Here is a 12,179-nt window from a genome sequence, read left to right on the forward strand (position 1 = left end):
TCAGCACACATGTCTATTTCACGGGAACAAACTGCTCGCCCTGCCAGAGCGCGACCCGTCCTTTTTTGTCAGCAATATTGACGCGCGTGAAGCGACGCGATTTCCCCGGCATCAGGTAGTAGTTTTCTTTGCACTCTTTGCCATCGGCGATTTTCAGACACGGGCCGTAGGCGATAATGCGCAAGGTGGCGTTACCGGTATTGGTCAGCGTGTCGCCGGCAAACTGATAGCGAAAATTAGCCTGACGCGGCGCCACCACCAGAATGGTGCCGATGCGGGCTGAAGCGGTGGCCACGGCGCTGCGCTGGGAGCCATTGCGCTGGGCATCGCTTAAGGCCTGATCGAACCAGACAATGCGGTAGTAGCGCTCTTTATCATCCGCCGGGCCTTTGTAGAAAAAGCGCACCACTTCACTGGCCTTTGCAGGCAACAACAAACTGGCGGGGGTCAGCAGGATTTCGTCCTGTTTATCCATCGGGATAACCTTGCCGCCTTCCAGCGGTGAAGAGAGACGTTCCAGATGAATGTTGATTAAGCGGCCGCTATCGGTGGTATTTTTGATCTCTTTACTTAGCGTGCTGCTGCCGCTGTTCATAAAGGAAGAGATATCGCCGACATCCAGCGCCAGCGCCGGATTCGCCAGCCCCAGCAGCAGACCAATGGCCAGAAGATGTTTTTTCATAAGCGTTCAGTCCTTGAAGAGGCAGGGGGAGTCCCCCTGCCCGGTGCTACGAGAAAATCAGCTGGTCCAGGTGGCGTCGAACTGCACGCTCACGTCACCGCTCCAGATCCCTTCCGGCAGCGTGCTGTAATCGGTTACCGCGGTGGCGCCGTCGGTGGTACCGCTGATGATGGAGAAGTTAAAGCCGTCCTGCGCGGTGGTGCGGCCTGCGGTGTTGTAGCCGTTAGACAGTGCGCTGAGGTTGCCGCCCAGCACGCCGTTAGCGGTGTCGATCATAATGGTGTCAGCAGTCTTCTCTACCGCGACGCCGTTATAATCCACGCCCACGCTCAGCGTTGAGCCGGAGGTATCCAGCTGGGTCAGCGTGTTAGTGATAAGACGTGAAGTCAGTTTGAAGGCAGTCGCCGTGGTATCGCCTTCAACCGCAACATCAAACAGACCTTTTTGTGAGTTAAAGCCCTTAATCCCTTCGGCATACTGGAAAGCCAGGCTGCCAAGCGGGGTAACAACCAGTTTGCTTGAAGTGTCTTTTTTCGCGGTTGCAGACCAGGTAGCCACGGCCTGAGCAGTAACATCAGCAGCCTGAGCAACACCCATTCCAGCAAACGCCGTTACCAGAGCAATAGCAATAACCTTTTTTTTCATAGCTTTTTCATCCTGAGTTTAATTAAGGACAAGTCGTCCCGGTGTACCACTAAATAAACGTTACATAACTAATTTATAAATTTTCGAATACAGCTTGGCCTCAGCATTTCGCCGATGGGTGTAAATAGTTTTCACACTGCAATTTTCAATTCTGGCGATAGATTTCGGATGCATTCCCTGGGCCGTCATTCTGATCACCGTCATTTCCCGGTCAGTAATTTTTTCTTTCTTAATATCTTTGCGCAGAAACCGTCCATTAATTACATAGGCCAGTTCTTTTCTTATATCGCGCGCGAGGTCGACATACACCACGCCGCGAATATCACCGTTGTAATACCAATAATTGGCTAACGCTTCCGACTTTCTCGCGGCAATCAAAATGATTTGTTTGCCCTTGGCCTTAGCTAACCAGTCGTTGTCATAGCGAATAAAGTAATTTAATGCATTAGTACTCAGATTGATAAACAAAAAGTCCTTACATATTTTATCCAATGACAAATAAAGAAGCTCTTCAATGTCTAAAATGAGTTCCGATAAGCCTTTTAAAAAATAAGTATCATGTGCTGGCCAAATACACTTATCAAGGGAGCATTGATCGTCCATATACTGTTTATCCTCTTCATCCTGGAAATACTACCTTTCACCCCATTGCCGATAGCCAGGCCTGCAGAGTCTAAACCTGCAATTAACCCCTGTTGAAATTATTTATAATAAAATACCAGCGCCATTATTTAATCATTAATAATGCCGAAATTATTTATCGATTTATATTTTTTGTTGGATTCAAATTTAGGTTTTTTCTGATTAAGTGTCAACAAGCAGGATGTGAAGCTAATTCTCATTTATGTCAATTTTTTGCTTTTTGGCGAAATCCTATTTTTTGCTCAAAAACAAAAAACATTTAATTTCATGTGGTTATTGATCGAAAATTCCTACAATCCTAATCGGTTATTATATCGTCCAGGATCATAACCCTATTTCATTAGGAATATTCTTAATAGATAAGATAAATGACGTTGCGAAAAATCTTAATAACACACAAAAGTAAGAATATAATACCATAAAATAGCCAATTATAAGACGATAAAACCATTCATAAGCTGCATGAATGGTTTTAAGCACCGCACAAAATGCCTAAACATAAACAAAAAAACCGCTTGCAGAGGACTATTAATCCCATGAAAGAATGATATCTAAGAGAATGAGATTAGTTCTCATATTTCTTTCTTATTTGCTCTCATTTTCATTAGTGTAGCCAATCACGCTATGTTTGCCGCTGGCATGTTTCTTTTACCTTGCAGATAAGCGTTTCATCACGCTTTCATTATTTTTTCGCCTTACCGTCATCGAAAGTTCACACAAAACGCGATTAATAGTGACCAGTTTATGACGAACCAGGACACTCTTATGAACAGCTCTCTTGCCGCGGTGGCGGAAACCGAATTTTCGCTAATTACGCCCATCGCCCCAACCCGGCAGCGGAAAGTCTTAAGCGTGCGCAACCTGAGTAAATCTTATAATGCGCAGCAAACCGTTCTCGATAACATCAGCTTTGACCTCCATGCCGGCGAGCTGGTGGGAGTGATAGGCCGCTCGGGAGCCGGGAAATCCACCCTGCTGCATGTCCTGAACGGCACTCACAGCGCCACCGGCGGTGAAATTCTCAGCTTTCCGGAAGTTGGTATGCCGCATGATGTTTCACGCCTGAAAGGACGCGCGCTCAATGCCTGGCGCAGCGAGTGCGGGATGATTTTCCAGGATTTCTGCCTCGTACCGCGTCTTGATGTGCTGACTAACGTACTGCTCGGTCGCCTGAGTCAGACCTCAACCCTGAAGTCGCTGTTTAAGATTTTCCCCGACGCCGACCGGGCACGCGCCATCTCTCTTCTCGAGTGGATGAATATGTTGCCGCACGCCCTACAGCGGGCGGAAAACCTCTCCGGCGGCCAGATGCAGCGCGTAGCGATTTGCCGCGCCCTGATGCAAAACCCCGGGATCCTGCTGGCGGATGAACCCGTCGCCTCGCTCGATCCCAAAAACACCCAGCGAATTATGAACGTACTGCGGGAAATCAGCGGCCAGGGGATTAGCGTGATGGTCAACCTGCATTCGGTCGAACTGGTCAAAGAGTACTGCACGCGGGTGATTGGCGTCGCCAAAGGCCGCATCATTTTCGACGATCATCCCGCACGGCTGACTCAGGATGTCCTGCATCAGCTGTATGGCGATGAAATTAGCCAGTTGCATTAATTTCCTTTAGTTAAAAACACACGGGCAAAATAATGAACAAACATATTAATGGCGCAGTTCGTTTATCCGCAGCAATCGCAGCTCTGTTACTGACGTGGCAAGCGAGCGCTGCTGAACAGCCAAAGGAATTAAATCTGGGGATCCTCGGCGGTCAAAACGCCACGCAGCAAATTGGCGATAACCAATGCGTTAAACAGTTTCTTGATAAAGAGCTGAAGGTCGATACCAAATTACGTAACTCATCCGATTATTCCGGCGTCATTCAGGGACTGCTGGGCGGTAAAGTCGATGTCGTATTAAGTATGTCGCCTTCTTCTTATGCCTCGGTCTATATCAATAACCCGAAAGCCGTCGATATTGTCGGTATCGCCGTTGATGATAAAGATCAGTCCCGCGGCTACCACTCGGTGGTCATCGTCAAAGCTGACAGCCCGTATAAAACGCTGGACGATTTAAAAGGCAAAGCTTTTGGCTTCGCCGACCCGGATTCCACTTCCGGTTATTTAATTCCGAACCACGCCTTTAAACAGAAATTCGGCGGCGACGCGGACAACAAATACAATAACTTCTTCTCCAGCGTCACCTTCTCCGGCGGCCACGAGCAGGACATTCTCGGCGTACTGAACGGCCAGTTTGCCGGCGCGGTCACCTGGACCTCAATGGTCGGCGACTACAACAGCGGCTACAGCGTGGGCGCTTTTAATCGCCTGATTCGTATGGATCATCCGGATCTGATGAAGCAAATACGGATTATCTGGCAATCGCCGCTGATCCCGAACGGCCCGATCCTCGTGAGCAATGCGCTGCCGGCGGACTTCAAAGCCAAAGTCGTCACCGCGCTTAAAAAACTGGATACCGACGATCACGCCTGTTTCGTGAAAGCGATGGGCGGAACCCAGCACATCGGCCCGGGCAGCGTGGCCGATTTCCAGCAGATCATCGATATGAAACGCGAGCTGGTTAGCGCGCGTTAATCCCGCACCGATGCCGCCGCCCGCAAGTCAATGCGGACGGCGGCGCTACGTTAAAGACCTTTTCGCCGCATGAATAATACCCATACCGAATTCGAACGTTACTACCAGCAGGTCAGGACGCGGCAAAAGCGCGATACCTTCGGCTGGTCGCTGGTGCTGCTGGCGCTCTACTTTGCCGCCGGGCACGCCGCCGAGTTTAATCTGTTCACCATCTGGCGTTCTCTGCCAAACTTTCTCGACTATATGTTCGAGACGCTGCCGACGCTGCATCCGGGCGTTCTGTTAGCCGATTCACATACCAAAGGCTCGCTGGCGTACTGGGGCTATCGCCTGCCGATTCAGCTACCGCTGATTTGGGAGACGCTGCAGCTGGCGCTGGCTTCCACGCTGGTGGCGGTCGCGGTAGCGACCATACTGGCTTTCCTCGCCGCCAATAATGCCTGGTCACCCGCGCCGCTACGCTTCGCCGTTCGCGTGCTGGTAGCCTTTTTACGCACCATGCCAGAGCTTGCCTGGGCGGTCATTTTCGTCATGGCGTTCGGTATCGGGGCGATCCCCGGTTTTCTGGCGCTGATGCTGCATACGGTTGGCAGCCTGACCAAACTGTTCTATGAAGCGGTGGAAAGCGCGCAGGATAAACCGGTTCGCGGGCTGGCGGCCTGCGGAGCATCGGCGCTGCAGAAGGTGCGCTTTGCCCTGTGGCCGCAGGTGAAACCGATTTTTCTCTCCTACGGCTTCATGCGCCTTGAGATTAACTTCCGCTCATCCACCATTCTTGGTCTGGTGGGCGCCGGCGGGATCGGCCAGGAGCTGATGACCAACATTAAGCTCGATCGTTACGATCAGGTCAGCATGACGCTGCTGCTGATCATTATTGTGGTGTCGCTGCTGGATATGCTTTCCGGCCGCCTGCGCCAGTGGGTTCTGGAGGGGAAAAAATGAGTCAATGGCAACATCAACCGGATATCGCCACCAGCCGCCGCCAGCATCAGGCGCTGTATAAGACCCAGGGGCGATACCTGCGCTATGTCGGCCTGCTGGCGCTGGCGAGCGTACTTTATTACGCCTGGTTCTTTATGCAGTTCGGTATTAGCAGCGAACAACTGGCGACCGGTCTACAGCAGATGGGACGCTATCTGCTACGGATGTTCGTCTGGCACGACTTCTGGAACTGGCCGTTTGCCTATTACTTCACGCAAATCGCCATTACGCTTGCTATCGTCTTCGCCGGGACGATTACCGCGACGGTCATCGCGCTGTTGCTGTCATTCCTGGCCGCGCGCAATATTATGCGCGGCGTGATTCCCGGCATTATCGCCATGTTGATGCGCCGCTTGTTCGACATGCTGCGCGGTATCGATATGGCTATCTGGGGTCTCATTTTCGTGCGCGCCGTAGGGCTTGGGCCGCTGGCCGGGGTACTGGCGATTATTATGCAGGATACCGGCCTGCTGGGCCGCCTGTATGCTGAAGGCCACGAGGCGGTAGACCGTTCGCCTGGCCGCGGCCTCACCGCCGTCGGCGCTAATGGTCTGCAGAAACACCGCTTCGGCATTTTCACCCAGTCGTTCCCGACTTTCCTGGCGCTGAGTTTATATCAGATTGAATCCAATACCCGTTCCGCCGCGGTGTTAGGTTTTGTCGGCGCGGGCGGGATTGGCCTTATCTACGCGGAAAATATGCGTTTGTGGAACTGGGACGTGGTGATGTTTATTACCCTGTTGCTGGTGGCGGTGGTCATGGTGATGGATACCCTCTCCGCCTGGCTACGCCGCCGTTATATTGGCGGCAACGTGGTGCCGTTGTATCAAAGTCAGCAATAACCCCCTCCCCCGGTGGCGCTGCGCTTACCGGGGCTACGAATCAGGGAAAACGTCTCGTTATTCGAGCCGCCACGCCAGCACCGGCCAGCCGTGTCGGGCGTTGGCTGCCAGCAGCTGCGGACACGGGTTGACCAACCGCACGCGATCCGCATGCAGGCACAGGGGCAGGTCGTTTATCGAATCGGTATAAAAAGTGACTTCGCCAGCATAGTCAGGATGCGCCTCGCGCCACTGCGCCAGGCGCGTCACTTTACCCTGCTGATAGCTCGGGGTACCGGCAATCACACCGCTGTAGCCGCCATCCGCCATTTCAACATCAATACCCAACGCCTGTTCAATCCCCAGCTCGGCGGCTATCGCCTGCACCAGCAGCGTTACCGAGGCGGAGATCACCAACATTTTTTCCCCTCGCGCCTGTAGGGTCCGAATAACGTCCCATGCCTGCGGGTAGACCCGCGGCAACACCTTTTCGCGCACGAATCGCGCCACCAGCGTATCCACCTGCGCCAGGGGGATGCCAATCAGCGGCGCCTGAATCAGCGCGACATAATCGGCGATATTCATTTCCCCGCGGTCGTAATCCGCCATCAGCAGCGCTTCGCGCGCCAGATATTCCGGGTCGCTCACCCAGCCTTCACGCACCATGAACTGGCTCCACAGCGTACTACTGTCCCCTTTAATCAGGGTGTTATCCAGATCGAAAATCGTCATAGCATTAGACATCGGTCATTTTCCATAATCAGCAATATAAGCCTGCGAGAGCATGTATAAAGAAGATGACAGGAGCATGATCCGGCTGCGTTTCAGCCTACCCCGCCAAAAAACATCGCCAGCAGCACCAGTAGCAATAGTAGCGGGTAGATCCGCACGTGCCAGCGATCGGGAAGTTTTGCCAACCAGCGCGATGCGCCCCGCAATCCCAGCCAGCTCCCGGCCACCAGCAGTCCGGCCGCCAGCCACCAGATATTACCGATGAAACCGGAGGGCAGCGTCGCCATCGGCGCCATCAGCAGCCACGCCAGACTGGCGGTCGCCGCCAGCGGCAGGGTCAGCAGGTTGGCCATCGCCGCGGCCTGCGCCATCGTCGCGCCACGCCGGCGCATCAGCGGCACGGTCATCACGCTGCCGCCGACGCCAAGGAAGGCGGCAATCAGGCCAATTCCGCCGCCAAGAATAGTCTCGCGCCCCGCGCTCGACGGTGCGCAAGCGGCCGACGGCGCCATAAAGCCGGGGCGAACGTAGCAATCCACGATGGTCACCGCCAGGTACAAAATGAACAGCCAGCGGATCCACTCGCCGTTGACCCTCAGCGCCAGCGCCGCGCCGGCAATACCGCCGATGGCGATGCCGCCAAGTATCGGCAGCAGGGAGCGCCAGTGAACCGTTCCGGCGCGCAGGTGACGGCCGCTTGCCAACAGCGACGTGCACAGCATCACCAGCGCCGACGTCGCCACCGCTATTTGCATCGCCTGACCGCCTACTGCGCCCTGATGACTCAGCAACAGGTAAAGCAGCGGCACGGTAACAAAGCCGCCGCCGAAACCAAACAGCCAGGTGGTTATCCCGGACAACAGTCCGCAAACAAAAAGCCCAAATATCATCTACCGTTCCTCCATTCAGGGAGGTAACGATATAGAATAGCGGAATGGCTGACTTACGATTAATGGCCAATATATTACGATTTTCAGCCAGGGGAGTATGCATGCGTAATATCGCGATTAACGAAGTCGATCATCTGCCGCGCCGGGTATTGGGTCTGGGGAGCGATTATCCGCCTGACACCCTTTTACCGCGCCATCATCACCGGCGAGCGCAGTTTCTTTATGCCGTGAATGGCTTGATGAAAGTCGAAACCGATGACGGTCAGTGGCTGGTGCCGCCGTTCAGCGGCGTATGGATACCCGCTAATAAACCGCATCGCGTCTGGATGCCGGGCGTGAGCACCCATAGTCTGTATATCGAACCGCAGGACGCGCCGCGCGCCGGCGTGCGCTGCGAAGTGTTGCAGGTTTCGCCGCTGCTGCATCAACTGCTGCTGGCCGCCTGCCAGCTGCCGCTGTTGTATGAAGAGAGCGGACATGATGCGGCGCTTATCGCCCTATTACTGTTTGAACTGCAGGCCGCCCCGCCGCTGCCGATGTTTACGCCGCTACCGCAACATCCGCGGCTGGCTGAACTATGCAGCGCGTTTCTCCTTCAGCCGGACATTCACAGTACACCGGAGCAGTGGGCCAAAAAGATGAGTCAAAGCCTGCGCACCTTCAACCGCCACTTTTTGCAGGAGACCGGGATGGCGTTTCGCGACTGGCGTCATAAAGCCTGCCTGATGTACTCCCTCAGCGCCCTGCGCGAAGGCCGTAGCATTACCGACGTGGCGTTAAGCCTTGGCTATGAGCATCCGGCGGCGTTTACTGCCATGTTTCGCAAAGCGATGGGCTATGCGCCAGCCTCTTTTATCCGCCATCTTAAAGGAGGAACGCCTGCCTCTCGCACCAGATAAATAAGAACATCCTGATTCTGGCCTGTTATATTTTGATTTAGATAGTAAACATTTATTAATAAATAAAATCACCGCGTTTACTATCTGAAAAATGTGCTTATTACGGTACCGGCGAATTTATGCCTGCAGTACGTAAGTTTTCGTAAATTTTGCGTTTCATCATTCTGACGTTTCCCTGAATACGCTATAAATGGCGACGGTCGATCCCTAACATGAAAATAACGACATGAAGCCCAAACTCACCCACGCTTTATTACTTGTTCCTTTATTGATTTTGGCAGGATGTTCATCTTCCCCAAAAAAACCGCCCAAGGCGGTGGCGCAGCATCATTACGAGCCTATCGACAGCGGCTCCGACGATCTGATACCGGTGCTGGCCGCCCTGCACGATCAGATGCATACCTGGGACGGCACCCCTTATGAATGGGGCGGCACCGACCAGAGCGGCGTTGACTGTTCCGGCTTCGTCTGGCGTACGCTGAAGGACCGCTTTAATCTGCCAATGGACCGCGTGACCACCGGCGATCTTCTGCATATGGGCGTGCGCGTTAGCAAGCAGCAGCTGCGGCCTGGCGATTTAGTCTTCTTCCGCATTCACGGCGGCATGCACGTCGGTTTCTACGATACTGACCACAACTTCCTGCACGCCTCCGCCAGCCAGGGCGTCATGCGTTCGTCGCTGGATAATCCGTACTGGAACCGCGTCTTTTATCAGGCGCGGCGCTTGCCGAAGGAATATAACGCGCAGATCACCATGAATAACGACGATCTGCATCTGGCGAAAAACCGCTAATCCTGACAAATAAAAACCGCGGCGTTCAGGGCCGCGGTTATATTTTTATTACGCTCAGTTTTATCAGAACTGATAGGTCATCCCCAGCGCGACGATGTCGTCATCGTTAATACCGAGCTTATTATCGCTCTTCAGCTGGTTAATTTTGTAATCCACAAAGGCGTTCATGTTTTTGTTGAAGTAGTAGGTCAGGCCGACGTCAATATAATTGACCAGATCTTCGCTGCCGACACCTTCAATATCTTTGCCTTTCGACAGTACATAGCCCAGAGACGGACGCAGACCGAAGTCGAACTGATACTGGGCGACCGCTTCAAAGTTCTGCGCTTTATTAGCAAAACCACCGCTGATCGGCGTCATCTTGCGGGTCTCAGAGTACATTGTCGCCAGGTAGATATTGTTGGCGTCGTACTTCAGGCCGGTAGCCCAGGCTTCCGCTTTGGAACCCTGGCCGCGCGCCAGCAGGTTCTGATCGTTGGTACGGTCAGAGCTGGTATAAGCCGCGCTGACGGCGAAATCACTGCCGCCGAAATCATAGCTTAAAGAGGTGCCGAACCCGTCGCCATTCTGTTTTTTCGCTTCGCGGCCTTCGTTTTTCCCCTGGTATTGCAGGGTCATATTCAGACCATCGACCAGGCCGAAGAAATCGGTGTTGCGGTAGGTCGCCAGGCCGCTGGCGCGTTTGGTCATGAAGTTATCGGTCTGCGCGGAAGAGTCGCCGCCGAACTCCGGGAACATATCGGTCCAGGCTTCAACGTCGTACAGCGCGCCGAGGTTACGACCATAGTCAAATGATCCAAACTCTTTTAACTTCACGCCGGCAAACGCCAGACGGGTTTTCTGCGAGGAATCGCTTTCGGTTTTATTGCCGGAGAATTCGGATTCCCAGCGGCCATAACCGGTCAGTTGATCGTTGATCTGCGTTTCGCCTTTGATACCGAAGCGAACGTAGGTCTGGTCGCCATCCTTGCTGTCATAATCGCTGAAGTAGTGCATGGCTTTCACTTTGCCGTACACGTCCAGTTTATTGCCGTCTTTATTGTATACTTCCGCTGCCTGTGAAGCCGAAGAAGCAACAAAACCCATCATCATTAATGCCAGTGAACGCTTTTTCATTATGTGGTCCTGGTGATTTATTTACACGCGCTTATCAATTCCGGGCGAAGGCCCCGTCAAAAACTGGAGGTTTTTTAACGCTGTAGTGTTAAATATTTATGACGAAATGGAACTTTTTATAAAAAAGAATGTTTAAATATTTCCGTCATAAATATGTCACCTGGCCTGCGCAGAATGCCCGATCCGCGCAATAAAATGGCTTGACCAATACGCCAGCAGTTGGCAAGCGGCCTGACTCCTGTTACAACATCAGCTCGATCTCGATATTCCTTTTGAACGGCAGAAAATCATGAGTGATAGCCAGACGCTGGTGGTAAAACTGGGCACCAGTGTTTTAACGGGCGGATCCCGCCGCCTGAACCGCGCCCATATCGTTGAGTTAGTGCGCCAGTGCGCGCAGCTGCATGCCATGGGGCACCGCATTGTGATTGTGACTTCCGGGGCCATCGCCGCCGGACGTGAACACCTCGGCTACCCTGAACTGCCCGCCACCATTGCCTCAAAACAGCTGTTGGCGGCAGTCGGCCAAAGCCGTCTTATCCAGCTATGGGAACAGCTTTTCTCTATTTACGGCATTCATGTCGGCCAGATGCTGCTGACCCGTGCCGATATGGAAGATCGCGAGCGGTTCCTCAACGCCCGCGATACCCTGCGCGCGCTGCTGGATAACAATATTGTGCCGGTCATTAATGAGAATGACGCCGTCGCCACCGCTGAAATCAAAGTCGGCGACAACGATAATCTTTCCGCCCTGGCGGCCATTCTCGCCGGCGCCGATAAACTGCTGCTGTTGACCGATCAGCCGGGGCTCTTTACCGCCGACCCGCGCAGCAATCCGCAGGCCGAGCTTATCAAAGATGTCTACGGCATCGATGACGCGCTGCGCGCCATCGCAGGCGATAGCGTTTCCGGCCTCGGCACCGGCGGCATGGGCACCAAACTGCAGGCCGCGGACGTCGCCTGTCGCGCTGGCATCGATACTATTATCGCCGCCGGCAACCGCCCGGACGTTATCGGCCACGCGATGGAAGGCCTGCCGGTGGGCACCTGTTTCCACGCTCAGGAATCACCGCTGGAGAACCGCAAACGCTGGATCTTCGGCGCGCCGCCGGCCGGTGAAATCACCGTCGATGCCGGGGCGACCCAGGCTATTCTGGAAAGAGGAAGCTCATTGCTGCCAAAAGGCATCAAAACCGTCAGCGGGAATTTCTCCCGCGGCGAAGTTATCCGAATCCGCAGTAGCGAAGGCCGCGATATCGCCCACGGCGTGAGCCGCTATAACAGCGACGCCCTGCGCCTGATCGCCGGGCAGCACTCGCAGCAAATCGATGCCATCCTCGGCTATGAATACGGCCCGGTGGCCGTCCATCGTGACGATATGATTACCCGTTAAGGA

Annotated in this window: 13 protein-coding genes; 7 read left to right on the plus strand and 6 right to left on the minus strand. The window is 53.8% G+C overall.

Annotation, left to right across the window (positions count from 1 at the left end; all coding sequences use genetic code 11):
• Window positions 1-13: 13 nt before the first annotated feature.
• From PGS10_RS12680 to ecpR, 3 genes are read right to left on the minus strand one after another with little or no spacing between them, the layout of a single operon-like run.
• Complete coding sequence (locus tag PGS10_RS12680; protein ID WP_045391028.1) at window positions 14-682, minus strand: hypothetical protein; 669 nt, start codon at window positions 680-682, stop codon at window positions 14-16.
• A 57-nt stretch (window positions 683-739) separates the two neighbouring features.
• Window positions 740-1,327 carry a common pilus major fimbrillin subunit EcpA gene (gene ecpA / locus PGS10_RS12685; RefSeq protein WP_047046013.1) on the minus strand — a complete coding sequence of 196 codons (588 nt, stop codon included), beginning with the start codon at window positions 1,325-1,327 and terminating at the stop codon, window positions 740-742.
• Window positions 1,328-1,387: 60 nt separating this feature from the next.
• Window positions 1,388-1,930 carry an ECP biosynthesis operon DNA-binding transcriptional regulator EcpR gene (gene ecpR, locus PGS10_RS12690; RefSeq protein WP_047046016.1) on the minus strand — a complete coding sequence of 181 codons (543 nt, stop codon included), beginning with the start codon at window positions 1,928-1,930 and terminating at the stop codon, window positions 1,388-1,390.
• Between the two features lie 804 nt (window positions 1,931-2,734).
• Between ecpR and phnC the strand changes: the two genes are divergently transcribed.
• The 4 genes from phnC (at window position 2,735) to phnE (PGS10_RS12710) (ending at window position 6,374) form a co-directional block, all read left to right on the plus strand.
• Complete coding sequence (gene phnC / locus PGS10_RS12695; RefSeq protein ID WP_316423056.1) at window positions 2,735-3,577, plus strand: phosphonate ABC transporter ATP-binding protein; 843 nt, start codon at window positions 2,735-2,737, stop codon at window positions 3,575-3,577.
• A gap of 32 nt (window positions 3,578-3,609) precedes the next feature.
• Entirely contained in the window at window positions 3,610-4,551 is a 942-nt protein-coding gene (phnD, locus tag PGS10_RS12700; protein WP_015368085.1) for a phosphonate ABC transporter substrate-binding protein, read from the plus strand.
• A 69-nt stretch (window positions 4,552-4,620) separates the two neighbouring features.
• The gene (gene phnE, locus PGS10_RS12705) at window positions 4,621-5,493 is read left to right on the plus strand and encodes a phosphonate ABC transporter, permease protein PhnE (protein ID WP_046884032.1); all 873 of its coding nucleotides are present in this window, start codon (window positions 4,621-4,623) and stop codon (window positions 5,491-5,493) included.
• On the plus strand, window positions 5,490-6,374 hold the full coding sequence (gene phnE / locus PGS10_RS12710) for a phosphonate ABC transporter, permease protein PhnE (RefSeq protein WP_316423057.1): 885 nt from the start codon (window positions 5,490-5,492) through the stop codon (window positions 6,372-6,374). The genes phnE (PGS10_RS12705) and phnE (PGS10_RS12710) overlap by 4 nt, the downstream gene beginning before the upstream one ends.
• 57 nt (window positions 6,375-6,431) lie before the next feature.
• On the opposite strand, the gene PGS10_RS12715 is transcribed toward phnE (PGS10_RS12710), so the two are convergent.
• Together PGS10_RS12715 and PGS10_RS12720 are read right to left on the minus strand one after the other, a co-directional pair.
• Window positions 6,432-7,097 (minus strand): HAD family hydrolase, encoded by a 666-nt coding sequence (locus PGS10_RS12715; RefSeq protein WP_316423058.1) that lies wholly within the window; start codon window positions 7,095-7,097, stop codon window positions 6,432-6,434.
• Window positions 7,098-7,177: 80 nt separating this feature from the next.
• Complete coding sequence (locus PGS10_RS12720; RefSeq protein WP_316423059.1) at window positions 7,178-7,975, minus strand: sulfite exporter TauE/SafE family protein; 798 nt, start codon at window positions 7,973-7,975, stop codon at window positions 7,178-7,180.
• A gap of 101 nt (window positions 7,976-8,076) precedes the next feature.
• Here PGS10_RS12720 and PGS10_RS12725 point away from each other — a divergent pair, with 101 nt between their 5' ends.
• Complete coding sequence (locus PGS10_RS12725; protein ID WP_316423060.1) at window positions 8,077-8,874, plus strand: AraC family transcriptional regulator; 798 nt, start codon at window positions 8,077-8,079, stop codon at window positions 8,872-8,874.
• 226 nt (window positions 8,875-9,100) lie between these two features.
• Complete coding sequence (locus PGS10_RS12730) at window positions 9,101-9,667, plus strand: C40 family peptidase (RefSeq protein ID WP_026612390.1); 567 nt, start codon at window positions 9,101-9,103, stop codon at window positions 9,665-9,667.
• A gap of 63 nt (window positions 9,668-9,730) precedes the next feature.
• Here PGS10_RS12730 and phoE read toward each other — a convergent pair whose 3' ends face one another.
• Window positions 9,731-10,783: a phosphoporin PhoE gene (gene phoE, locus PGS10_RS12735; RefSeq protein WP_015368078.1), complete on the minus strand. Its 1,053-nt coding sequence runs from the start codon at window positions 10,781-10,783 to the stop codon at window positions 9,731-9,733.
• A 289-nt stretch (window positions 10,784-11,072) separates the two neighbouring features.
• Here phoE and proB point away from each other — a divergent pair, with 289 nt between their 5' ends.
• The gene (proB, locus tag PGS10_RS12740; RefSeq protein WP_015368077.1) at window positions 11,073-12,176 is read left to right on the plus strand and encodes a glutamate 5-kinase; all 1,104 of its coding nucleotides are present in this window, start codon (window positions 11,073-11,075) and stop codon (window positions 12,174-12,176) included.
• The last annotated feature ends 3 nt before the right edge of the window (window positions 12,177-12,179 follow it).

Origin of the sequence: Klebsiella sp. 141153, from assembly GCF_032601995.1 — a bacterium.
GTDB classification, from domain to species: Bacteria; Pseudomonadota; Gammaproteobacteria; order Enterobacterales; family Enterobacteriaceae; genus Klebsiella; species Klebsiella aerogenes.